This is a genomic window from Cellulomonas chitinilytica (assembly GCF_016862675.1).
Lineage (GTDB): Bacteria > Actinomycetota > Actinomycetes > Actinomycetales > Cellulomonadaceae > Cellulomonas > Cellulomonas chitinilytica.
Window position 1 is genome coordinate 358323 of the sequence record NZ_BONK01000003.1, and the last position, 23190, is coordinate 381512.

General features: G+C 72.9%; 21 protein-coding genes. 9 read left to right on the forward strand and 12 right to left on the reverse strand.

Annotation, left to right across the window (positions count from 1 at the left end; translation table 11 throughout):
• Nucleotides 1–60 precede the first annotated feature (60 nt).
• Nucleotides 61–2199 carry a DNA gyrase/topoisomerase IV subunit B gene (locus Cch01nite_RS06345; protein WP_203749998.1) on the reverse strand — a complete coding sequence of 713 codons (2139 nt, stop codon included), beginning with the start codon at nucleotides 2197–2199 and terminating at the stop codon, nucleotides 61–63.
• 108 nt (nucleotides 2200–2307) lie between these two features.
• On the opposite strand from Cch01nite_RS06345, the gene Cch01nite_RS06350 reads away from it, so the two are divergent.
• Nucleotides 2308–2562 (forward strand): DUF7455 domain-containing protein, encoded by a 255-nt coding sequence (locus Cch01nite_RS06350; protein ID WP_203750001.1) that lies wholly within the window; start codon nucleotides 2308–2310, stop codon nucleotides 2560–2562.
• A 144-nt stretch (nucleotides 2563–2706) separates the two neighbouring features.
• On the opposite strand, the gene Cch01nite_RS06355 is transcribed toward Cch01nite_RS06350, so the two are convergent.
• The 4 genes from Cch01nite_RS06355 to Cch01nite_RS06370 all read right to left on the reverse strand — a co-directional run bounded on the left by Cch01nite_RS06355 (nucleotide 2707) and on the right by Cch01nite_RS06370 (nucleotide 6552).
• Complete coding sequence (locus Cch01nite_RS06355) at nucleotides 2707–2982, reverse strand: YciI family protein (protein ID WP_203750004.1); 276 nt, start codon at nucleotides 2980–2982, stop codon at nucleotides 2707–2709.
• 124 nt (nucleotides 2983–3106) lie between these two features.
• Nucleotides 3107–4645 (reverse strand): RNA polymerase sigma factor, encoded by a 1539-nt coding sequence (locus tag Cch01nite_RS06360; protein WP_203750153.1) that lies wholly within the window; start codon nucleotides 4643–4645, stop codon nucleotides 3107–3109.
• A 286-nt stretch (nucleotides 4646–4931) separates the two neighbouring features.
• Nucleotides 4932–5327 (reverse strand): universal stress protein, encoded by a 396-nt coding sequence (locus Cch01nite_RS06365; protein ID WP_203750006.1) that lies wholly within the window; start codon nucleotides 5325–5327, stop codon nucleotides 4932–4934.
• A gap of 94 nt (nucleotides 5328–5421) precedes the next feature.
• The gene (locus Cch01nite_RS06370; RefSeq protein WP_203750009.1) at nucleotides 5422–6552 is read right to left on the reverse strand and encodes a DUF4192 domain-containing protein; all 1131 of its coding nucleotides are present in this window, start codon (nucleotides 6550–6552) and stop codon (nucleotides 5422–5424) included.
• 157 nt (nucleotides 6553–6709) lie between these two features.
• On the opposite strand from Cch01nite_RS06370, the gene Cch01nite_RS06375 reads away from it, so the two are divergent.
• Nucleotides 6710–7243, forward strand: coding sequence for a hypothetical protein (locus Cch01nite_RS06375; RefSeq protein ID WP_203750011.1), 534 nt, complete (start codon nucleotides 6710–6712; stop codon nucleotides 7241–7243).
• A gap of 10 nt (nucleotides 7244–7253) precedes the next feature.
• Entirely contained in the window at nucleotides 7254–8375 is a 1122-nt protein-coding gene (locus Cch01nite_RS06380; RefSeq protein ID WP_203750012.1) for a polyprenyl synthetase family protein, read from the forward strand.
• A gap of 39 nt (nucleotides 8376–8414) precedes the next feature.
• On the opposite strand, the gene Cch01nite_RS06385 is transcribed toward Cch01nite_RS06380, so the two are convergent.
• The gene (locus Cch01nite_RS06385) at nucleotides 8415–8828 is read right to left on the reverse strand and encodes an Rv2175c family DNA-binding protein (protein WP_239069974.1); all 414 of its coding nucleotides are present in this window, start codon (nucleotides 8826–8828) and stop codon (nucleotides 8415–8417) included.
• A gap of 145 nt (nucleotides 8829–8973) precedes the next feature.
• Here Cch01nite_RS06385 and Cch01nite_RS06390 point away from each other — a divergent pair, with 145 nt between their 5' ends.
• Nucleotides 8974–10125, forward strand: coding sequence for a LysM peptidoglycan-binding domain-containing protein (locus tag Cch01nite_RS06390; RefSeq protein WP_203750017.1), 1152 nt, complete (start codon nucleotides 8974–8976; stop codon nucleotides 10123–10125).
• 50 nt (nucleotides 10126–10175) lie between these two features.
• A complete protein-coding gene (gene pknB / locus Cch01nite_RS06395) occupies nucleotides 10176–12194 on the forward strand; it encodes a Stk1 family PASTA domain-containing Ser/Thr kinase (RefSeq protein WP_203750020.1) in 2019 nt (672 codons plus the stop codon).
• A gap of 73 nt (nucleotides 12195–12267) precedes the next feature.
• On the opposite strand, the gene Cch01nite_RS06400 is transcribed toward pknB, so the two are convergent.
• The 3 genes from Cch01nite_RS06400 to Cch01nite_RS06410 all read right to left on the reverse strand — a co-directional run bounded on the left by Cch01nite_RS06400 (nucleotide 12268) and on the right by Cch01nite_RS06410 (nucleotide 15756).
• On the reverse strand, nucleotides 12268–13620 hold the full coding sequence (locus tag Cch01nite_RS06400) for a class II 3-deoxy-7-phosphoheptulonate synthase (RefSeq protein ID WP_203750023.1): 1353 nt from the start codon (nucleotides 13618–13620) through the stop codon (nucleotides 12268–12270).
• Nucleotides 13617–14837, reverse strand: coding sequence for a pyrophosphate--fructose-6-phosphate 1-phosphotransferase (locus tag Cch01nite_RS06405; RefSeq protein WP_203750026.1), 1221 nt, complete (start codon nucleotides 14835–14837; stop codon nucleotides 13617–13619). The genes Cch01nite_RS06400 and Cch01nite_RS06405 overlap by 4 nt, the downstream gene beginning before the upstream one ends.
• A gap of 118 nt (nucleotides 14838–14955) precedes the next feature.
• The gene (locus Cch01nite_RS06410; RefSeq protein WP_239069976.1) at nucleotides 14956–15756 is read right to left on the reverse strand and encodes a lysophospholipid acyltransferase family protein; all 801 of its coding nucleotides are present in this window, start codon (nucleotides 15754–15756) and stop codon (nucleotides 14956–14958) included.
• Nucleotides 15757–15809: 53 nt separating this feature from the next.
• Here Cch01nite_RS06410 and Cch01nite_RS06415 point away from each other — a divergent pair, with 53 nt between their 5' ends.
• Nucleotides 15810–16412: a hypothetical protein gene (locus Cch01nite_RS06415; RefSeq protein ID WP_203750029.1), complete on the forward strand. Its 603-nt coding sequence runs from the start codon at nucleotides 15810–15812 to the stop codon at nucleotides 16410–16412.
• A gap of 47 nt (nucleotides 16413–16459) precedes the next feature.
• On the opposite strand, the gene Cch01nite_RS06420 is transcribed toward Cch01nite_RS06415, so the two are convergent.
• On the reverse strand, nucleotides 16460–17404 hold the full coding sequence (locus tag Cch01nite_RS06420) for an ROK family glucokinase (protein WP_203750032.1): 945 nt from the start codon (nucleotides 17402–17404) through the stop codon (nucleotides 16460–16462).
• A gap of 213 nt (nucleotides 17405–17617) precedes the next feature.
• Here Cch01nite_RS06420 and Cch01nite_RS06425 point away from each other — a divergent pair, with 213 nt between their 5' ends.
• Nucleotides 17618–19429: an AMP-dependent synthetase/ligase gene (locus Cch01nite_RS06425; protein ID WP_203750035.1), complete on the forward strand. Its 1812-nt coding sequence runs from the start codon at nucleotides 17618–17620 to the stop codon at nucleotides 19427–19429.
• A gap of 1 nt (nucleotide 19430) precedes the next feature.
• Here the strand turns inward: Cch01nite_RS06425 and Cch01nite_RS06430 are convergent, their stop codons facing one another.
• Both Cch01nite_RS06430 and Cch01nite_RS06435 read right to left on the reverse strand, forming a co-directional pair.
• On the reverse strand, nucleotides 19431–19646 hold the full coding sequence (locus Cch01nite_RS06430; protein WP_203750037.1) for a hypothetical protein: 216 nt from the start codon (nucleotides 19644–19646) through the stop codon (nucleotides 19431–19433).
• Between the two features lie 32 nt (nucleotides 19647–19678).
• Nucleotides 19679–20980, reverse strand: coding sequence for an NYN domain-containing protein (locus Cch01nite_RS06435; protein ID WP_203750039.1), 1302 nt, complete (start codon nucleotides 20978–20980; stop codon nucleotides 19679–19681).
• A gap of 76 nt (nucleotides 20981–21056) precedes the next feature.
• On the opposite strand from Cch01nite_RS06435, the gene Cch01nite_RS06440 reads away from it, so the two are divergent.
• Together Cch01nite_RS06440 and Cch01nite_RS06445 are read left to right on the forward strand one after the other, a co-directional pair.
• Complete coding sequence (locus tag Cch01nite_RS06440) at nucleotides 21057–22901, forward strand: DEDD exonuclease domain-containing protein (protein WP_203750041.1); 1845 nt, start codon at nucleotides 21057–21059, stop codon at nucleotides 22899–22901.
• A 7-nt stretch (nucleotides 22902–22908) separates the two neighbouring features.
• Complete coding sequence (locus Cch01nite_RS06445; RefSeq protein ID WP_203750043.1) at nucleotides 22909–23190, forward strand: Lrp/AsnC family transcriptional regulator; 282 nt, start codon at nucleotides 22909–22911, stop codon at nucleotides 23188–23190.

A 23190-nucleotide genomic window follows, 5' to 3' on the forward strand; every position in this document is an offset into this window, starting at 1 on the left:
CGCGGCACGACGGGACGGCAACCGACTTTCGGACGGCTCGCCCCGTCGGGCGCGTGACGGTCAGGCGTCGATGCGGCCCCGGTCGAGCGCGTGGGCGCCCGCGACGATGAAGTCCTTGCGGGGAGCCACGTCCGACCCCATGAGCAGCTCGAAGATCTCCTCGGACCGCTGCGCCGTCTCGACGGTCACCCGTCGCAGCGTCCGGTGACGGGGATCCATGGTGGTCTCCGCGAGCTGGTCGGCATCCATCTCGCCGAGGCCCTTGTACCGCTGGATGTCGTCCTTGTACTTCTTCCCGGACCGGTCGAGCCGCTTCAGCGTCGTCGCCAGCTCGGCCTCCGAGTACGTGTAGATGTACTTGTCCGCCGGGTCGTCGCTCCGCCGCCCACCCATGAGCTCGATGCGGTGCAGCGGCGGGACGGCGGCGTACACACGGCCGGCCTCGACGAGCGGACGCATGTACCGGAAGAACAGCGTCAGCAGCAGCGTGCGGATGTGGGCGCCGTCGACGTCGGCGTCCGTCATCAGCACGATCTTGCCGTAGCGCGCCGCCTCGAGGTCGAACGTGCGGCCCGACCCGGCGCCGAGCACCTGGATGATCGCCGCGCACTCGGCGTTCTTCAGCATGTCCGTCACGGACGCCTTCTGGACGTTGAGGATCTTGCCGCGGATGGGCAGCAGCGCCTGGAAGTCCGAGCTGCGCGCCAGCTTCGCGGTGCCGAGCGCGCTGTCGCCCTCGACGATGAACAGCTCGCTGCGGGCGACGTCGTCGATCCGGCAGTCCGCGAGCTTCGCCGGCAGCGACGACGTCTCGAGCGCGTTCTTGCGCCGCGAGATCTCCTTCTGCTTGCGGGCGGACAGCCGCGCGCGCATCTCGCCGACGACCTTGTCGAGCAGGAGGCTCGACTGGGCCTTGTGGTCCCGCTTCGGCGACACGAAGATCGCGCCGAGCTCGGTGTCCAGGACCTTCGCCACGATGTTGCGGACGGGAGCCGTGCCCAGGACCTCCTTGGTCTGGCCCTCGAACTGCGGCTCCGCGAGCCGGACGGTCACGACCGACGTGAGGCCGGCGAGGACGTCCTCCTTCTCGATCCGCTCCGTCGCGGCGTCCTTGGCCGAGATCTTCAGCCGACGGGCGTTCGCCTCGACGGCCTTGCGGAGCGTGCGCAGCAGCCCCGCCTCGAAACCGGCGAGGTGGGTGCCGCCCTTGGGGGTCGAGATGATGTTGACGAAGCTGCGGACCTCGGTCTCGTAGCCGGTCCCCCACCGCAGCGCGATGTCCACCTCGCAGGTCCGGGTGACCTCCTGCGGAGTCATGTGCCCGCGGTCGTCGAGCACCGGCACGGTCTCCGTGAACGTCCCGGTCCCCGTCAGGTGCCACGTGTCCGTCACCGCGGCGTCGGGTGCGAGGTGGTCGACGAAGTCGACGACACCGCCGGAGTGGAAGAACGTCTCCTCGTGCGGCCCGTCGGCGCCCGGCGTACCGGAGATGCCCCGCTCGTCGCGCACCACGAGCGTGAGGCCGGGGACGAGGAAGCTCGTCTGCCGGGCCCGGGTGACGAGCTCGTCGTACGAGAACACGGCCGTCTTGGGGAAGATCTGGCGGTCCGCCCAGTACCGCACGCGGGTGCCTGTACGCGCCCGGGCGACCTTGCCGGCGACCGCCAGCTCGGAGCCCGAGACGAACGGCTCGAACGGCGAGTCCGGACCGCGACCGGCGGCGTCGTCGAAGATGCCCGGCTCGCCGCGGTGGAACGTCATCCGGTGGGTCTTGCCGTCACGGTCCACCTCGACGTCGAGGCGGGCGGACAGGGCGTTCACCACGGACGCACCGACGCCGTGCAGGCCACCGGACGCGCCGTACGAGCCGCCGCCGAACTTGCCGCCCGCGTGCAGCTTCGTGAACACGACCTCGACGCCGGTCAGACCGGTCTTCGGCTCGACGTCCACCGGGATCCCGCGCGCGTTGTCCCGGACCTCCACGGAGGAGTCGGCGTGCAGCACGATGTCGATGCGGTCGCCGTGCCCGGCCAGGGCCTCGTCGACCGAGTTGTCGATGATCTCCCACAGGCAGTGCATGAGACCGCGGCTGTCCGTGGTCCCGATGTACATGCCGGGCCGCTTGCGGACCGCCTCGAGACCCTCCAGCACCGACAGGTGCCGGGCGGTGTAGCCCTGCTGCGGAGATGTCGTCGTCACGGCCCGAATGGTATCCGCCGCACCTGACAGGCCGTCGGCACCATGCCGTCGGCGGGTGCTTCACCCTCCTCGGGGTACGCGCACAGCGAACCACCCGCTCTGGGTGCCATGGATGTGGGAACGGGATGGTTGTATGGATTCGTGACTGGGACGACGACCGAACCGCTGACCGCAGCCGACCGCTGCGACCGTTGTGGCGCGCAGGCCTACGTTCGCGTGGTGCTGCCCGTGGGCGAGCTGCTCTTCTGCGCGCACCACGCTCGTGAGCACGCCCCGAAGTTCGAGGCGGTCGCCACACACGTGCACGACGAGACCCAGCGCCTGCTCGAGGAGCACGGCGCGGGAGCCGGCGCCGCACGCTGACGGTCGCCAGACCCGACAGACGACGACGAGGCCCGGACCGGACGGTCCGGGCCTCGTCGCGTCTCTCGCAGTCGCCGGCCGCGCCGGCCATCGCGTCCCCGGTCGCGGTCCGGTCGGTCGCGCCGCGTCGACCGGCGTCGCTGGTCAGCCGAGGACGTCGTTCCACGCGAGGATCCGGTACGACACCACGAGCCCGTGCACCACGAACGGGTCGCCGGCGGCGAACTCCTCGGCCGCGTCGCGGCTCACCAGGACGCACATCGCGCCGTTGACGGCCGGGTCCTCGAACGTCCCGATGCCGACCAGCAGGCCCCGCGCCGCGTAGCTCTCGTAGTGCGCGGTGTGCTCGACCATGTGGTCGGGCGCACGCCGCAGGACGTCCGCGGCGGACTCGTACAGCACGACGTAGCGCGTCGACATGCCCTCAGTCCTACCGCACCGGTGCCGCGGTCCGGCACGGCAGGTCGCGCTCGGCACGGTCGGGTCCAGATGCGACGACGCCCCGCGCCGCGAGGAGCGGAGCGGGGCGTCGACGAACGGCGGATCAGTCCAGGTAGTCGCGCAGCACCTGAGACCGCGACGGGTGGCGCAGCTTGGACATCGTCTTCGACTCGATCTGACGGATCCGCTCACGCGTGACCCCGTACACCTTGCCGATCTCGTCGAGAGTCTTCGGCTGGCCGTCGGTCAGACCGAACCGCATGGACACGACTCCGGCCTCGCGCTCGGAGAGCGTGTCGAGGACCTGGTGCAGCTGCTCCTGCAGGAGCGTGAAGCTCACCGCATCTGCGGGCACGACGGCCTCGGAGTCCTCGATGAGGTCACCGAACTCGCTGTCGCCGTCCTCACCGAGCGGCGTGTGCAGCGAGATGGGCTCGCGGCCGTACTTCTGGACCTCGACGACCTTCTCGGGCGTCATGTCGAGCTCCTTGGCGAGCTCCTCGGGCGTGGGCTCGCGGCCCAGGTCCTGGAGCATCTGCCGCTGGACGCGCGCCAGCTTGTTGATGACCTCGACCATGTGCACCGGGATGCGGATGGTGCGCGCCTGGTCGGCCATCGCGCGGGTGATCGCCTGACGGATCCACCACGTCGCGTAGGTCGAGAACTTGTAGCCCTTGGTGTAGTCGAACTTCTCGACCGCACGGATCAGACCGAGGTTGCCCTCCTGGATCAGGTCCAGGAACAGCATGCCGCGGCCGGTGTACCGCTTGGCGAGCGAGACGACGAGACGCAGGTTCGCCTCGAGCAGGTGGTTCTTCGCGCGACGGCCGTCCTGCGCGATCCACTCGAGCTCACGACGGATCTTGGGCTCCATCGCGACGCCCGCGTTGAGCCGCTCCTCGGCGAACAGACCGGCCTCGATGCGCTTGGCGAGCTCGACCTCCTGCTCGGCGTTGAGGAGCGCGACCTTGCCGATCTGCTTGAGGTAGTCCTTGACCGGGTCGGCGGTCGCACCGGCGGTGACGACCTGCTGCGCCGGGGCGTCGTCGTCGTCGGCGTCGGAGTAGACGAAGCCCTTGTCCTCGGTCTCCTCCTCCTCGGCCGCAGCGGCGGGCTTCGCCGTCTCGCCGTCCTCGGAGTCGTCACCGTCCGCGTCCGCCTCGACGACCTCGGCCACGTCGACGTCGTCCGCGACGACCTCGTCGGTGACGTCGATCTCGACGTCCTCGAGCTCCTCGGGCTCCTCCTCGGAGTCCACGTCGGGAGCATCGGCGACCGTCGCGCCCTTCGGGGCGGCCTTGGTCGCCGCGGGAGCCTTGGCCGTCGACTTCGCGCCGGCGGTCTTCGTCGCGGCAGCCTTCGTCGCCCGCACTGCGGGCTTGGCGCTCACGGCCTCCTCCGTACCGTCGGCGGAGGCGACCACGGCCTTCGCCGAGGGCCGAGCCTTCGCACTGGTGGCGGCCACGGCGCGCGTCGTGGCGGGCACGGCAGGCTCGCGCACACCGATGCCGGCGGTCGCGAGACCGCGGACGACGGCGCGCAGCCGCTTGGCGTCCTGGACGTCGGCCTGCTCGCACGCGGAGCGCAGCTCCTCGGCTCCGACGCTGCCGTGCGTCCGGCCGCGCAGCACGAGGTCCTGCATGGCGGGGTGCTCGAACTCACGCGGAAGTGCGGGATGCGGGGTCTGGGACGACACGAACGACCTTTCGGCAGCAAGACACCCGGGACGTGTCCGGGAGGTAGACAGACATTGTACCGACGATGTCCCGGCAGGACGGCTCATCGGGCACGGTCGGGGGCGTCGATGACGGCCCTTGACGAGTCAACGCCCTAGTTCAACGGGCGAGGCCCGCAGGTGATTCCCGATGTGGCCGTCCGATCGTCGAACCACCGGTTCGCGGCGTGACCCGACCGCTCGCCGACCGAGGTCAGGCCGACGTCGGCTTCACGGTCAGCACCGGGCACGGGGCGTCGAAGAGCACCCGCTGGGCGTTCGCGCCGAGGATCAGCTTGCCGACGGGGCTGCGCCGCCGCAGGCCGATCACGACGAGCTGGGCGTCGACCTCCTCCGCGGTCGCGATGAGGTCGTCCGCGACATCGCCGCCGTCCAGGAGGCGGACCTCGTGCGAGATCCCGGCGCCGGAGAGGTCCGCGTCGACCTGCGAGAGGGCGGTCTCCACCAGAGCACGCTGGTCGGTCGGCTCGTCCGGCCTCGCGCTCACGACGACCACGACGTTCGTGCTGCGGCGTCGCGCCTCGTCGACCGCCGCGTCCAGGGCCGCCCGACCTTCCGGGGTGGCCAGGTAGCCGACCACGATGCTCATCGGTCCTCCTCGTCGATGCGGCCGGACACGCCGTGGAACGGACGCTACCCGAGGCGTGCGAGCAGGACGAGCGCTGGTCGGCATCCACGCCCGGTCAGGCCCCGCGGCGCGTCCAACCAGGCCCGACGCCCGCCTCGACGAGCCCGTGCAGCAGGAGCGCGAGCCGGTAGCGCCCGTCGTCGCCGAGGGCCCGGTCGAGCAGCACGGCGGCACGCGCACCGTCGCCGCGCCACCAGGCGAGCAGGGCGAGGAGCGTGAGCGCGGGAGCCTGCTGACCCGCGCGTCCGTGCGCCACGACGTGCTCGAGCACGTCCTCGTGGACGCGCGTGGCGACCACCGGCGGCGGCGCGGCGCACCCCGGGTCGAGGATCGTCGCGACCGCCGAGGCGAGCGCCGCCTCGTCCCGCGGCGCCGGTGCCGCACCCCGGACGCACCGCTCCGGAAGTTCACCCGTACCGGGCACGAGCGCGACGAGGACGCTGTCCCGGACACGGCGGTCGGCGAGCCCCGCCTCGAGGCGGCCCCACGGGGCCCCGCCCGGTGCCGGACCGGCGCACGCGTGCGACACCGCGGCCCGCCACGCGGCCACCGAGTCCAGCCTCCACCGGGCTGCCGCCTCCTCGCCGGCCTGGAGCGCCTCCTCGCGACGGGCCTCCCACCGGCGCCGCACCCGGGCCACCGAGCGCCGCCGCTCGGCGCTCGCGGGCCGGATGGTCGCGACGTCGGCGCGCGAGTCGGCGACCGCCGACCCGGCGAGCACGAGCTCGGCGCCCACCTGCGTCGAGTCGAGCTCGCGCAGAGGGCGCCCGCCGGACGGGCAGCAGTCGTCACGGCAGTCGAGCGCGAGGTAGCCCGTGGACGTCACGACCCACACCACGACGTCGCCGAAGGGCGCCTCGGCCGCCTCGCGGAACAGCTCGACCGCGCGGTGCGCGGGATGCTCGGCCGCACCTCGAGGGTCGTCGTCGGTGTAGACGACGAGCAGCACGCGCGTGGCGCCGTCCCGGTCGAGCAGCGTGGTGAGCGCGCGCGCACGGTCGGCGCCGTCGTGCGGGTCGGCGAGCTGGAGGAGGTCGACACGGGCGACGACGCCCACGAGCCCGCGAGGCGGGCGCAGGCTCACGGCGACGACGCTCTCCTGCGGGCGGAACCCGAGGCGGTGCGGGACGAGGGCGAGGATCTCGGCGGGTTCGTTGACGCGCAGAGTCGTGGCGGATGGCTGCATGCGTCGCAGCCCATCGCACGCCGGCCGCGCCGCGGCGGCCTCGGCTCCCGGGCTGTGGGCCGACGACCTCGACGCCGGGATGTGGTCGCCTCGAGACGCACCACGGCGGCCTGTGGTCGCGTCGGCGCGCCGCCGGTCAGCCCACTACCCTGGCCCGATGCCTCGCCTCCGCGCCGTCGGCGCCCGCCTCGCCGGCGGCCTCACGGTCGCCGTCGTCGTGGCGCTCGCAGGGTGCTCGTCGAGCGAACCAGCCGCGCTGGCCCCCACCGGGTCCGCTGCCGCGGTGCAGTCCGACCCGGCGCCGACCGAGACCCTGCTCGGCACCCCGGAGAGCGACGGGTCGACGGTCGGGTCGCTGGCCGACGGCTTCCCCGCCGACCTCCTGCCCGTCCCGGCGGGGGCCACGGTGCTCGTCTCCTCGGTCGAGCCGGTGCCCACGACCGACCTCGTCCAGATCAGCCTGAACCTGCGCACCGCGCAGGACACCGACGGCCTCATGGGCGCGGTCCGCGCGCCGCTGCTCGCTGCGGGCTTCGTGGAGGGTGCGCCACCGGTCGTCGAGCCCGGCCTCGCCGCGCAGTCGACGTTCTCCCGCGCCGACGGCACCGAGCTGCTCGTGGTCGGCGTCCTCGACCGTGACGGCGAGCGCACGCTCACGCTCGGTGGCAAGGTCCGGGCCGCGGTCCCCTAGGGTGCCAGGTGTGAGTCAGGACGTCCCCGCCCTCGTCGACGTCGAGGACGTCCGTCCCCGGGTCGACGCGATCCTCCAGCAGCACGTCGCGCAGCTGCGTTCCGTGCTCGCCGTGGCGAGCGCCGACGCCGACGTGCTCGCGGACGCCGTCGAGCAGATGCTGTCCGGCGGCAAGCGCCTCCGCGCGGCGTTCTGCTACTGGTCCTGGAGGGCGCACGGGGGGCAGCCCGGCACGCCCGAGGCCGAGGCCGTCCTGCGCGTCGGCGCCGCGCTGGAGCTGTTCCAGGCGGCCGCGCTGTTCCACGACGACGTGATGGACGACTCGGACACCCGCCGTGGCTTCCCGGCGGCCCACCGGTCCTTCTCCGCGGTCCACGCGGCGCACGGCTTCACGGGTGACGCCGACAAGTTCGGCGAGTCGGCCGCCATCCTCCTCGGTGACCTCACCCTGGTGGCGAGCGAGCAGGAGTTCGCGGGCGCCCTCGCGCTGCAGCCGTGGCCGCGCATCCAGCGCGCCCGCGCCGTGTTCGACCTGATGCGGACCGAGGTGACGATCGGCCAGTACCTCGACGTGCTCGCCCAGGCCCTCCCCTGGGGCGACGACCCGGCCGCCGACGAGGCGCGCGCACGGGAGGTGATCCGGGCCAAGTCGGCGCGGTACAGCGTCGAGCACCCGATCGTCCTCGGCGCGGCGCTGGCGGACGCCGACGAGCCGGAGCTCGCCGCGTGCCGGTCACTCGGTCTGCCCCTCGGTGAGGCCTACCAGCTGCGCGACGACCTGCTGGGGGTGTTCGGCGACCCCGACGCGACGGGCAAGCCCGCGGGCGACGACCTGCGGGAGGGCAAGCGCACGGTGCTGGTCGCACGGTCGCTCGCCCGGGCGCTCGAGACCGGCGACGACGGCACCGTCGCGCTGCTCCGTGAGCACCTCGGGGACCGGGGCATGACGTCGGACGTCGTCGACCTGCTGACGTCGGCGATCGACGCGACGGGCGCACCGCACGAGGTGGAGCAGCTGATCGACGACCTCTCCGGTCGCGCGTTCGCCGTCATGGACGGGCTCGCCTGGCCGGAGCCTGCGCGGTCACGGCTCGCCGCCCTCGCCCACGCCGCGGTCGACCGCCACTCCTGACCGGGGCCGCACCCGGACGGGATCGCTGCGTCCCTCAGGTCAGAGCTCGGCCTGCGCCCGGCGCCGGACCTCCGTCTTGCGCCCTGCACGCAGCGCCTCGATCGGGGTGCCGGGCAGCGACGGGTCGTCGGTGAACAGCCAGGCGATGGCCTCCTCGTCGGAGAAACCTGCGTCCGCGAGCACGGTGAACGTGCCCTGCAGGGCGCTCAGCACGGTCCACTGCGGACCACCTTCCGTGCGTGACGGTGCGGCCGGGTTCGCGAGGTGCCCGGCCACGAGGAACTGCGCCGGCACGGACAGGACCTTGGGCTCGCCGCGGCGGGCCCCGACGAGCCGGCGCTCCTGGAGCAGCCTGCGCACCTTGCCCGCGTCGAGGGCGAGCCGCTCGGAGAGGTCAGGGACCGTCAGCCACTCGTCGACCAGGGAATCGAGCGTGCTCGGGGAGTCATTCACCCGACAAGAGTACGCATGCATGAATTACAGCCGCGCAATTCGCCCTCGCGCTTTCGGAATGCGTGTCGCTGGGCTACGTTCACATTCTGTCACTCCTGTCACACCAGTAACACATGTTCACTCGAGCCCCACCGAAGGAACCGCCATGGCCCAGTCCGTCAACGCCCCCTCCGAGGGACTGCGTCGAGCCGCCACATGTACCGGGGCCACGCTCGCACTGGCCGCCGTCGCCGTCACGGCCACGGGCACCGGCGCGCACGCGGACGAGCAGTACACGGTGCGGGCAGGGGACACCGTCAGCCACATCGCGGCACGCACGAGCACCTCCGTCGCGGCCATCGCGCAGGCGAACGCCCTCGCGAACGTCTCGAAGATCCGGATCGGGCAGGTGCTGACGATCCCGTCGGCGGGTACGCGTGCCGCAGCCACCGCTCCCGCCCCCGCCGCCGCTCCCCCGGCCGCGACCTACGTGGTCCGCGCGGGCGACACCGTCGGCCGTATCGCGAGCCAGCAGGGCACCACCGTCGCCGCGATCGTGGCCGCGAACGGGCTCGACGCGCGCGCGTTCATCCGGATCGGGCAGACGCTCACCGTCCCCGGCGCGTCCGGCGCCACCGCGACCGCACCGGCCGCCTCCGCCGCCACGACGGCCCCCGCAGGCACGTACACCGTCGTCAAGGGCGACACGGTCACGAGCATCGCCGCCCGTCTCGGGACGAGCGCCGCGACGATCGTCGCCGCGAACGGGCTCGACGCACGCGCGTTCATCCGGATCGGGCAGACCCTCACGATCCCCGGGACCGCGCCCCAGGCCGTCGGGAACACGTTCGCCGGTCGCACGTACCCGGACGCCGTCGTCGACGCCGCCAACACGAACCTCGCGACGCTGCGCGCGAACGGCGTGCCGTCGAAGGCCACGATGCAGGCGAAGGTCGCCGCCACCGCGCGCGCCATGGGCGTCGACGTCGCGCTCGCGCAGGCGATCGCGTTCCAGGAGTCGGGCTTCAACCATGCCGTGGTCTCCCCCGCGAACGCGATCGGCACGATGCAGGTCATCCCGAGCTCCGGCGCCTGGGCCTCGGACCTGGTGGGCCGGCGCCTCGACCTGCTGAACCCCGACGACAACGTCGTAGCGGGCGTCGCCATCCTGCGCGCGCTCCTGCGGACGTCCCCCGACGTCCCGACCGCGATCGCCGGCTACTACCAGGGTGCGGCGTCCGTGCAGCGCAACGGCATGTTCGCCGACACGCGGCGGTACGTCGCCAACGTGCAGACGCACATGACGCGCTTCGCCTGAGCGGCCCCGGCTCCGACGAACCGGGCACGCCCGACCGTAGACTCCTGCGCGTGGGAGCCACCGTCACCGATCCGCTCGTGGGCCGCCTGGTCGACGGGCGGTACGAAGTCGTCTCCCGGATCGCCCGCGGCGGGATGGCGACGGTGTACCTCGCCGTCGACCGTCGGCTCGACCGCGACGTCGCGCTCAAGGTGATGCACCCGCACCTCGCCGAGGGCGCCAGCGGCAGCGACTTCGTCGCGCGGTTCCGCCGCGAGGCCCGCGCCGCCGCACGCCTGACGCACCCGGGGCTCGTCGGCGTCTACGACCAGGGCGTCGACGGCGAGACCAGCTACCTCACGATGGAGCACGTCGACGGCTCCAACCTGCGGCGGCGCCTCGGCGAGCGCGGCGCCCTCACCGTCGAGGAGGCGCTGCGGGTCGGCGAGAGCGTGCTCGACGCGCTCGCGGCGGCACACCGCGCCGGCCTGGTGCACCGTGACATCAAGCCCGAGAACGTCCTGCTCGCCACGGACGGCCGCGTCAAGCTCGCCGACTTCGGACTGGCGCGCGCAGTCACGGAGGTGACGTCGACCACCACGGGCACCGTCCTCGGGACCGTCGCCTACCTCGCGCCCGAGCTCGTCGTCCGGGGCGCCAGCGACGCCCGGACGGACGTGTACGCGTGCGGCATCCTGCTGTTCGAGATGCTCACCGGTCGGCAGCCGTTCACCGGCGAGACCCCCATCCAGGTCGCGTTCCAGCACGTCAACTCCGACGTCCCCGCTCCGAGCGACGAGCTCACGTGGCTTCCGATGGAGGTCGACGAGCTCGTGCAGGCGCTCGCCGCACGGGCTCCCGACGACCGGCCGGTCGACGCCGCCGCCGCGCTCGTCCTGCTGCGCCGTACCCGGGCCGCGCTCGACCCGGAGACCCTCGCACGCCGTGCCGACGTCGCCCCGTCGATCGTGCTGCCCCTCGCGACCGACCCCGACGAGACCGACCTCGACGACCTCGACGAAGGCACGACGCCGACCACCGCCGACGAGGACGGGCAGGAGACGACCCGCCTCGACGCGTCGTCGGCGCGCGGAGCCACGGTCGCGCTGCCCATCGGCCTCGGCGTCCAGCCCGCGGACGCGCCCCCGGACCGCCCGGCCCCCACCGACGCGCGTCGCCACCGGGCTCGGTGGTGGGTGGTGCTCGCCGTGCTGGCAGCTCTCGTCGGCGCCGGCGTCCTGTGGTACGTGCAGGCCGGGCCGGGCGCGTTCACCACGGTCCCACGGGTCCTCGGTGGCGACGAGGCCACCGTGACGGCCGCTCTCGAGGACGCCGGGCTGGGCGCCCACGCGACCCATGACTTCGACACCGCCGCGCCGGTCGACACCGTCTTCGCCACCGAACCCGGCGTCGGCTCCCGCGTCCGCAAGGGCACTGTCGTCGTGTTCACCGTGTCCAAGGGGCCTGACTACGTGCAGGTGCCCGACGGTGTCGTCCTGGTCCTCCAGAAGGACGCCGCGAACGCCCTCACGACGGCCGGCCTCACACCCCGGTACGACGAGCCGAAGTACGACGACACCGCCGCGAACGGGTACGTCCTCAGCGCCACGCTCCCCGACGGCACGCCGGCCGCGCCGGGCACGCAGTCGACCCGTGGCACCGAGGTGACGCTCGTCGTCTCGAAGGGACCCGCCCCGGCCGCGATCACGTCGGTCGTCGGCGACACCGTCGAGCAGGCGACCGCGTCGCTCCTGACGGACAACATGAAGCTCGTCGCGACCGAGGCGTTCCACGACACCGTCGAGGCTGGGCGGATCATCTCGCAGGACCCGCCGTCCGGGACGCAGGGCCACCGCGGCGACACCGTCGACGTCGTCGTGTCGAAGGGCCCCGAGCCGATCGCGCTGCCGAACACGTACGGCCAGAACGTCAAGACGGCGCAGAAGGCGCTCGAGGACCTCGGGTTCGTCGTGAAGGTGCAGCACCCGCAGGGGATCTCACCCCTGAACCTCGTCTACTCGCAGAGCCCCGCGGGCGGTGAGGGGAAGACCGCCCCGAAGGGCAGCACCATCACGCTGAACGTGTTCTGATCCGCGCAGCTCACGGACGCACGAAGGGCCGGGTCGCCGTCGCGGCCCGGCCCTTCGTCACGTCCTGCCCAGGTCACGCCTTGCGGAGCAGCTCCACGACCTGGAACGCCATCTCCAGCGACTGCTGGTGGTTCAGGCGCGGGTCGACGAGCGTCTCGTAGCGCCGCGCCAGACCCTCGTCGTCGATCTCCTCGGACCCGCCGAGCACCTCGGTGACGTCGTCACCCGTGAGCTCGATGTGCAGGCCGCCCGGCACCGTGCCGAGCGCACGGTGCACCTCGAAGAACCCGGCGACCTCGTCCATGACGTCCGAGAACCGCCGCGTCTTGTACCCCGACGCCGAGGTGATGCCGTTGCCGTGCATCGGGTCGCACACCCAGGTGACGGGCCTGCCGTCAGCGGTGACCTTCTCCACGAGCCCGGGCAGCAGGTCGCGGACCTTGCCCGCACCCATGCGCGTGATGAACGTGATCCGCCCGGGCTCGCCGCTCGGGTTGAGCCGGTCGATCAGGGCGAGCGCGTCGTCACCCGTCGTCGTCGGACCGAGCTTGATGCCGAGCGGGTTCTGCACGCGCGAGAAGTAGTCGACGTGCGCGCCGTCGAGCTGCCGGGTCCGCTCGCCGATCCACACGAAGTGCGCCGAGCAGTCGTACGGCAGACCGGTCCGGGAGTCGATCCGCGTGAGCGGCCGCTCGTAGTCGAGCAGCAGCCCCTCGTGGCTCGAGTAGAAGTCGACGGACCGGAGCGCCTCGAAGTCCGCGCCGCAGGCCGCCATGAACCGGATCGCCCGGTCGATCTCCGCCGCGATCTCCTCGTAGCGCGAGTACGACGGGTTCGTCGTGAACCCGCGGTTCCACTCGTGCACCCGCAGCAGCGACGCGAAGCCGCCCGTGGTGAACGCGCGGATGAGGTTCAGCGTCGACGCGGACGTGTGGTACGCCTCGAGCAGCCGCTGCGGGTCCGGGACGCGCGCCTCCGGGGTGAAGTCGTAGCCGTTGATGATGTCGCCGCGGAACGCGGGCAGCGTCTGCCCGTCCCGCGTCTCACTGTCCGACGAGCGCGGCTTGGCGTACTGCCCGGCCATCCGGCCCATCTTGATGACGGGCAGGCTCGCGCCGTACGTGAGCACGACCGCCATCTGGAGGATCGTCTTGATCTTGTTCCGGATGTTGTCCGCGGTCGCCTCGGCGAACGTCTCCGCGCAGTCCCCGCCCTGGAGCAGGAACGCCTCACCACGACCCGCGGCCGCGAGCTGCGTGCGCAGCGCGTCGGCCTCACCGGCGAAGACGAGCGGCGGGAGGGTCGCGAGACGCGTCGAGACCGCCTCGAGCGCAGCGGCGTCGGGCCAGCTCGGCTGCTGCCCGGCCGGCAGGGTGCGCCACGTGTCGAGGCCGGCGACGACCTTCGGGTCGGGCTCGACGCTCATGAGTGGTCCGCCGGGACCAGCTCCTGGCCGATGTCGGCGAGGAGCGCGCCGAACCACGGCTGCGACACGTCGAACGCCTTGCCGCCCGCGATGCGCGGGAACTCGATGGCGCGCAGCACGTCGCCCTGCTCCTCGTCGTGCCCGATGACGCCGGACTCGCCGCGCAGCGCGCACTCGACCGCGAGGTCCGTCATCGACTTGATGAGCCGCAGGTCCTCGGCGTTCGCCGCCGCCGCACGCGAGTAGTAGCCGGACTTCTGGACCATCGTCTTCTCGGCGCCGAGCTTCTTGGAGAACTGCTTCGCGAACCACTGGCCCGGGTTGACGGTGTCGAGCTTCACGTGCCCGAACGGGTCACGCTGCACCTCGGCGCCGGACGCCTCGAGCTGCTCGACGATCTCGTGCATGCCCGCACCCTCGGACAGGAAGATGTTGACGTTGCCCTGCTCGTCCATGACCTTGCGCAGCCGCTCGGCCTCCGCGTCGATGTCGAGCGCGAGCTCCGGCACGAAGACGGCGTGGATGTCCCAGCGCTCACGCGTGAGGCCGATGCCGGGGACCCACTCCTGCTGGTCGAGCCACTTGCGGTACTCGACGGCGGCCGCGGCGGTCAGCCAGCCGCAGTGCCGGCCCATGACCTCGTGCACGATGAGCATGCGCGGGCCCGACCGGTGCTCGCCGATGACGTTCGCGGCGAAGCCGGCGGCCTCCTCGGCGGCGGTCCACGCCCCCAGCGACTGCCGGATCGGCACCACGTCGTTGTCGATCGTCTTGGGCAGGCCCACGACGGTCAGGCCGTAGTCGTTCGCCGCGAGGTAGGCGGCCAGGTCGGCCGCGGTCGTGTTGGTGTCGTCGCCGCCGATCGTGTGCAGCACGTCGACGCCGTCCGCCTTGAGCTGCTCGGCCGCGACCTGCAGGGGGTCCTGGCCCTCCTGCACCAGGCCGCGCTTGACGCAGTCGGCGGCGTTGGTGAGCTTGACCCGCGAGTTGCCGATCGGCGACCCGCCGAAGCGGTGCAGGATGCCGGCCTTGGCGCGCGTCTCCGCGTCGATGACGATCTTGTCGCCGCGCAGGAGGCCGTAGTAGCCGTGCTCGTAGGCGATGATCTCGATGTCGGGAGCGATCTCGGTGTAGCGCTCGATGAGCCCACCGACGGCCGACGACAGGCACGGAGCGAAGCCACCCGCGGTGAGGAGGGCGACGCGACGAACCGACATGAGACACACCTCTCGTTGATCTTCACGGCGGGCAGTGACGCCCGCCAGGACGCGCGACACCCGGGAGAGCCTCACGACGAGGCCAGACGGCGCGCTGGGTCGGCTCACGCCGACCGGGTCATCCTACTGACGTGGGAGCGTCGTCCTGCGGCGGTACCGGCACCTGGACGTCCGGCGCGGGGCGACCGCCGGGGGCGACGGGCAGGTGGTCGGCCGCGGACCCGGCGACAGCCGGGTGACCTGTGGCGATACGGGCCTTCTGCGTCGCCGCGTACACGTCGACGTACTCCTGGCCCGACAGGCTCATGATCGCGTACATGATCTCGTCGCTCACGGACCGCAGGATGAACCGGTCGTTCTCCATGCCGCGGTACCGGCTGAAGTCCAGCGGCTCGCCGATGACGACCCCGATGCGCATGACCTTCGGGATCTTGCGCCCCAGGGGCTGCGCCACGTCGGTCCCGACCATGGCGACGGGGATCACCGGTGCGCCGGACTCGAGGGCGAGCCGGGCGACACCCGTCTTCCCGCGGTACAGGCGCCCGTCGGGGCTGCGCGTCCCCTCGGGATAGATGCCGAACAGGTCCCCCGCCGCCAGCCGGCGCAGTCCCGTGTTGAGCGCGGCCTCGCTCGCCTTGCCGCCCCCGCGGTCCACCGGGATCGTCCCGACCCCGCGCATGAACCCCGCCGTGACCCGGCCCTTGAGCCCGTGTCCGGTGAAGTACTCCTGCTTGCCGATGAAGACGATCTCGCGGTCGAGCACGAGCGGCAGGAAGAAGGAGTCGATCACGGCGAGATGGTTGCTCGCGAGGATCGCCGCGCCCTCCGACGGCACGTGCTCCGCCCCCCGCACCCACGGACGGTAGATGAGGTGCAGGAGCGGGCCCACGAAGACCCGCTTCATCAACCAGTAGAACAAGAGCTCACCTCTCCACCCGACCCACACGCCTCGTCCGACTCTAGAGTGCTCCCATGGCCGCACGCCCCGACGAGCCCGACGACGCCGTTCCGCCGCCGGACGCCGGAGCGCCGGAACCCACGCCCGACGGCTCCGCCCGGGAGGGGCGCGGGGACGACGACGAGCAGTGGGCCGCGATCGTCGCACAGCTCGGTGACCTCGCCGAGTACGACGGGTCCGAGGACGAGGAGCCGAGCCCGGCGCCCGAGGACGCTCCGCCGCCGGACGCCGCGCGACCGTCGTTGTCGTTCCCGGTCGCGCCCTGGGTCGCCGAGCCTCGTGTCATCCGTCCGGCGCAGGACGAGGCCATGACCGGCCGCGACTGGGACGGCACCTCGCAGTACGACGACGCCGAGGCGGCCGTCGACGCCGAGGAGCACTTCGTGCCCCCTGACCCGGGACCGGTGCTCGGCGGCGACCCGCTGCTCACCATGGCGTGGCTCGCGGCGGCCGGGATGCCGATCTTCCTGCTCGTCGTGGTCGTCGCGTGGCGCTCGGCCCCGCAGGCGCTCGTGCAGGCCGCAGCCGTCGTGTTCGTGCTCGGCGTCGGCGTGCTGGTGTGGCGCATGCCCCACCGGCGTGACCCCGGCGACGACGACTCCGGCGCCGTCGTCTAGGTCACCCCGCGCGGGATCCGACGTCGCGACGGACCCCGGGGTCCGGCTCAGAGACGGGCGAGGTCGGCTGCGCCCACCATGCCCGCGTCGTTGCCCATCGACGCCGTGACGATCTCGGCCTCCGGCCGGTGACCCCGGCCCGAGAGCTGCTCGTCGAACGCCTTGCGCGCCGGGGCCAGCAGCAGGTCGCCCGCCGCGGCCACGCCGCCGCCGATCACGATGAGGGCCGGGTCGAGCAGCGCGGTGGCCGAGGCGGCCCCCTCGCCCACCCAGCGACCCAGCTCGGCGAGCAGGTCGATCGCGAGCGGGTCGCCCTCCGCGGCCGCCTTCGTCACCTGCGGTCCCACGATCTTCTCGGCGTCGCCGCCGGCCAGCTCGAGCAGGCGGGCGGCACGCTCGGGCTGCGCGATCGCGGCCGCCTGGGCGTCGCGCACGAGGGCGCTGCCCGACGCGTACTGCTCCCAGCAGCCCTCGTGGCCGCAGCCGCAGTAGTGGCCTCCGGGGACCACGCGCATGTGGCCGATCTCGGCCGCGACGCCCCACGCACCACGGACGAGCTCGCCGTTCGTGACGATCGCACCGCCCAGACCCGTGCCGACGGTGAGCAGCAGCATGTCGTCGACGTCCCGCGCGGCACCGAAGCGGAACTCCGCCCAGCCGGCCGCGTTCGCGTCGTTCTCGACGACGATGGTGACGCCCGGGCCGATCAGCGCGGCCACGTTGTCCCGCAGCGGGTAGTCCCGCCACGCGATGTTCGGCGCGAACAGGACCTGGGAGCGGTCGGCGGACACGAAGCCCGCGGCGGCGAGCCCGATCGCGTTGACCTCGTACGACGCGCTCAGCTCGGTGTAGACGTCGGCGATCGCACGGTCGATCCCGGCCGCGTCGTCGGGCGACGTGTCGCGACGGGTCTGTGCCAGGATCGTGCCCTGCTCGTCGACCACCCCGGCTGCGATCTTGGTCCCGCCGATGTCCACACCGATGGCATGCATGTCCGTGTGTGCTCCTACGCGTCTGTGCCGATACCGCCGTCGTGCGGTTCGCTCGGACCCACGCTAGCGGGCTGCGGACCGTGCTCGTGCACGTGTCCGGGAGCGCCCCTCGACCGCCCGACGGGTCCCCCCGAGTACCAGGTAAGTGGTACTCGGAGTAGGCCGAACGTCCCGTATCCTCGTCACACTTCGCCACCTGTCACTGGAGCCAGAATGGACGAGTTCCACAGCCCCCTGCTCGTCGAGGTCGACCCTTCGAGCAACCTCAACGACCTGCTCGCGCAGCGGGTGCAGGGGACCCCCGACCGCGTGGTCGTCGAGCACAAGACCCAGCCGGGCGGACCCTGGATCCCGCTCACCGCGCGAGAGCTCGACGCCGAGGTCGTGGCCGTGGCGAAGGGGCTCGTCGCCCGGGGCGTCGAGCCCGGCGACCGCGTCGGGATCATGTCGCGCACGCGCTACGAGTGGACGCTGCTGGACTGGGCGGTCTGGGCCGTCGGTGCGGTCCCCGTCCCGCTGTACGAGACGTCCTCCGCCGAGCAGGTGTCCTGGATCCTCACGGACGCCGCCGTCTCCCTCCTCGTCGTCGAGTCCTCGACCCACGCCGCAGTCGTCGAGGAGGTGCGCGCGGACGCCCCCGACGTCCGCGAGGTCCTCGTCATCGACGACGGCGCGATCGACGCGCTGGTGGCCGCCGGCGCCGGGGTGGACGACGCGGAGATCGCGCGCCGCCGCGGTCTCGCGGTCCTCGCCGACGTCGCCACGGTCATCTACACGTCGGGCACGACCGGCCGGCCGAAGGGCGTCGAGCTCACGCACGGCAACTTCGCCGAGCTGACCGTGAACACCGTCGCGGGCCTCGCCGAGGTCGTCGCGGGCGAGGGTGCCCGGACGCTGCTGTTCATGCCGCTCGCGCACGTGTTCGCCCGGTTCATCGAGGTGCTGTGCATCCCGGCGGGCGCGGTGCTCGGGCACACCCCCGACACGAAGACGCTCGTGGAGGACCTCGGCTCGTTCCGGCCGACGTTCATCCTCTCCGTCCCGCGCGTGTTCGAGAAGGTCTACAACTCCGCCGAGCAGAAGGCGGCATCGAGCGGCAAGGGAGCGATCTTCCAGCGAGCCGCGAAGACCTCCATCGTGTACTCCCGGGCGCTCGACACCCCGCGCGGGCCCAGCCCGTGGCTGCGCCTGCAGCACAAGGTCGCCGACGTCCTCGTCCTGCACAAGCTGCGGGCAGCGCTCGGCGGTCAGGCCAGGTGGGCCATCTCGGGCGGTGCGCCGCTCGGCGAGCGGCTCGGCCACTTCTACCGCGGGCTCGGCCTGCACGTCCTCGAGGGCTACGGCCTGACCGAGACGACGGCGCCCGCCACGGTGAACCGCCCCGAGAAGACGAAGATCGGCACCGTCGGCCTGCCGCTGCCGGGCACGTCCGTGCGGATCGCCGCGGACGGCGAGATCGAGATCAAGGGCATCCAGGTGTTCCAGGGCTACCACGCCAACGAGACCGCCACCCGGGAGTCGCTCGAGGACGGCTGGTTCCGCTCGGGCGACCTCGGGTCGATCGACGAGGACGGCTACCTCCGGATCACCGGACGCAAGAAGGAGATCATCGTGACCGCCGGCGGCAAGAACGTCGCCCCTGCGGTGCTCGAGGACCGTCTCCGGGCCCACCCGCTCGTCAGCCAGGTCGTCGTCGTCGGCGACCAGAAGCCGTTCATCGGGGCGCTCATCACGCTCGACCCCGAGGGCGTGCCCGGCTGGCTCTCCGCGCACGGCAAGCCGGCGATGTCGCTCGACGAGGCGGCCAAGGACCCGGACGTCCTCGCGTCCATCGACAAGGCGGTCGAGAAGACGAACCGCGCCGTCTCGCGCGCGGAGTCGATCCGCAAGTACCGGATCCTCGACCGGGACCTCACGATCGCGGACGGGTACCTGACCCCGAAGCTCAGCGTGCGGCGTCGCGAGGTGCTCAAGGACTTCGCCTCGGACGTCGAGGCGCTGTACGACACGTCCGACCGCGACTGACTCATCCGGCGGGTTCGAGGCGCAGGGGCGGGACCAGCCCCTGCGCCGCGAGCACGCCCAGCGCGTGACGCTCGGCGGTGTCGAGCTCGACGACCCCGGCGCGCACGCGGGGCGCCGGGGCGAGGGCGCCCGGCCGGACCGTCACGGTCAGGAAGGTCACCACGCAGTCGGTGCAGGCGGCGCCACGCACCGAGCAGCTGTCGCAGTCGATCATCATGCGGGGACCGTAGCGACGACCTCCGACACGGGTCAGAGCTGCTGCAGCCGTGCGACGAGCGTCGGTGACGGCACCACCCACGCCCCGTCGGCCTCGACGTCGCGCGTGACCTCCTGGTCGCTCGTGACGACGACGAGCACCCGACCACGCGGCTCCGCGTGCACGAGCCTGCGGATGAGGTCGTCGGCGATCTCACCGGCGGAGAACAGGACGCGGACACCGCGGGCGAGGCTGCCCGGCGCCTGCGCGGCGTCCTGCCCGTCGAAGCAGCAGGTCACCTCCGCACCGGTCCGCGCGGCGACCCGTCCCAGGCCGTCCACCAGCCGGTGCCGCTGCTCGACGAGGGTGAGCTCGCCGAACCCCGACTTCGACACGTTGTAGCCGTCGACGAGCAGGTGCGCCCGCGGCTGACGGAGCAGCTCGTCCAGGAGCGCAGGGTCCTCGACCGAGCGGCCGCGGGACCCCGGTCGGCGCGGTGCACCGTCGGGCGCCGGGGCCACGAGGTCCGCCGGGAGCTCTCCCGCAGGCGGCAGCGCGAGCTCGGTGCGCAGCCCGCTCGCGGCGTCGACGATCGTGTCCAGCAGGAGCCGGACCCGGGCGTCCGCGAGCTTGCGGGCCGACCGCAGCTCGGCTCGGGCCGCGGTGCGCTCGGTGTCGGCGGCACGCCGGTCGGCCGCGGCCGCGGCCCGCTCCTCGGCGGCCGCCCGGTGCTCGGCCTGCGCCGTCTCGAGGACGGCCCGGGCGTCGTCGGCGGCCCGCCGCGCCTCGCTGCGCGCCCGGTCGGCGTCGGACCGAAGCCGGCGCAGGTCGCGCTGGAGCGCGGCGAGCTCGTCGGCGGCACCCCGCGCGTCACCTTGTGCGCGCGTCAGCTCCAGCCGCAGTCGCGCCACGTCGGCCTGGGCGCGCAGCAGCTCCTCGACGGCCCGCGGCACCGCGTCGTCGGCGATCTCCGGTGCGGCGGGCACGAGCTCGCGCCACGCGGGGTCTCCCGCGAGCCACACCCCCGCCGCCGCCTCCCACCCGGGCGTCAGCGGTCCCCGCTCCTCGTCCACCGGCTCCGGGTGGTCGGCCGACCACGCCCGGCGGACACGCGCCCGGAACGCGTCGTCCGACAACGCCGCCCACAACGGCCCGGCACCCGCAGACGCACGCCGACGGGGCGCGAACTGGCGGACAGCCCGGAGGGTCGCAGGGATCTCGACCGGGTCGAGGGCGCCGAGCACGTCGGACGCGGCCTGCACGAGCACCGCCCGCAGTGGCGCAGGCACGTCACGACCGTCCGCCGTCTCGCGTGCGGCGGGCGGCGGGTCGGCGTCGACGCCCGGGTCCGTCATGTCGTCACCCTAGGTGGCGCCGGGCTCCGGCGTGGCTCACCCTGTCGTGTCAGACCGGCTGGGTACCGTTCCCGCCATGCCGCCCGTCCGCCGCCTGCGCCCCGTCTGGGCGGACGCCTCCCCCGCACCCGGCGCACGGCCCGTGCAACCGAGCCTGGAGGACCTGGGGACCCCGCTGTCGGACGTCACGTTCGTCGTCGTCGACCTCGAGACCACCGGCGGCACCCCGGCGGAGTGCGCGATCACCGAGATCGGGGCCGTCAAGGTCCGCGGCGGCGAGGTGCTCGGCGAGTTCCAGACGCTCGTGGATCCCGGCGGCCCCGTCCCGCCGTTCATCCAGGTCCTCACCGGCATCACGACCTCGATGCTCGTCGGTGCGCCGCGGATCGAGGAGGTCCTGCCGAGCTTCCTCGAGTTCTCCCGGGGTGCGGTCCTCGTCGCGCACAACGCGCCGTTCGACGTGGGCTTCCTCAAGGCGGCTGCCGCCCGGACGGGGCACGCCTGGCCCGGGCACCGCGTGGTCGACACGGTGCGGCTCGCCCGCCGTGTGGTCACGCGCGACGAGGCGCCGAACCACAAGCTCTCGAGCCTCGCCGCCCTGTTCGGGGCGTCCGTCACCCCGAACCACCGTGCGCTGTCCGACGCCAGGGCGACCGTGGACGTCCTGCACGCCCTCCTGGGCAGGCTGGCCCCACTCGGGGTCACGCACCTCGAGGACCTCGCCACCGCGACCGACCCGGTCCCGTCCGACGTGCGTCGCAAGCGCACGCTCGCCGACGGGCTGCCCGACGCGCCGGGGGTCTACCTGTTCCGCGGTCCACGCGACGAGGTGCTCTACGTCGGGACGTCGACGACCTCGCTGCGGCAGCGCGTGCGGTCCTACTTCACCGCCGCCGAGAAGCGTCGGCGGATGACGGAGATGGTGCGCATCGCCGAACGTGTCGACCCGGTGGTCTGCGCGACCCCCCTCGAGGCGCGGGTCCGCGAGCTGCGACTCATCACGGAGCACTCCCCCCGGTACAACCGCCGGTCGCGCTTCCCCGAGCGGATGCCGTGGGTGCGGCTCACGGCCGAGCCGTACCCACGCCTGTCCGTCGTCCGTGAGGTCCGCGCCGACGAGGGCACCGTGCACATCGGGCCGTTCGGCAGCACGTCGTCGGCGCAGCTCGCGGTGGACGCCCTGCACGAGTCGTTCCCGGTCCGGCAGTGCACGCGGCGCCTTCCCCTCGTCGCATCGCCCTCGGCGTCGGCGTGCGTGCTGGCCGAGCTCGGACGCTGCGGTGCGCCGTGCACGGGGCACCAGTCCCCCGTCGAGTACGGGGTCGTCGTCGAGCTCGTGCGCGCCGCCATGCTCAGCGACCCCCGACCCGTGATCCGCGCGCACGCCGACCGGCTCACGTGGTTGGTCGCGCAGGAACGGTTCGAGGAGGCCGCGTCGGTCCGCGACCGCCTCGCGTCGTTCCTCCGCGGCGCGGCGCGGGCCCAGCGCTTCGAGCCGCTCGCCCGTTGCCCCGAGCTCGTCGCGGCCCGCCGCGTGGACGACGGAGGCTGGGAGATCGTGCTCGTGCGCTACGGCCGCCTCGCCGGCACGGCGCGGACCGACCGGGCGACCGACCCTCGGCCCGTCGTCGCGACCCTCCAGAGCACCGGAGAGCACGTGACCGCGCCCGTCGCCCCCTGCACGGCCGCCCATCCTGAGGAGACCGACCTCGTGCTGACCTGGCTGGAGCAGCCAGGGGTGCGACTCGTCGAGGTGGACGGCGGATGGGCGGCGCCGGTGAGGTCCGCCCAGGCGGTCCGTGACCCCGTCGCAGCGGTCGCCTCGCTCACGCACGCCCGCAGCGCGGTCCCCGTCGTCGTCCCGCACCCGTGGGCGGACCACGGCGTTCCTGTCGTCGCAGCACCGCCCGGCGCGGCATGATGCGAGCATGCTGACCGCCATCGTGCTCATCGACGCCGACGCCGCCCGCATCCCCGAGGTCGCCTCGGCGATCGCCGAGATCCGCGGGGTGAGCGAGGTCTACTCCGTGACCGGCGAGGTCGACCTCATCGCCGTCGTCCGCGTGCGCGAGCACGACGCCCTCGCCGACGTCATCGCCGACAAGGTCGGCAAGATCGAGGGCGTCGTCCGCACGCAGACCTACATCGCCTTCCGGACGTACTCGCAGCACGACCTGGAGCAGGCGTTCGCCCTCGGGCTCGAGGACTGA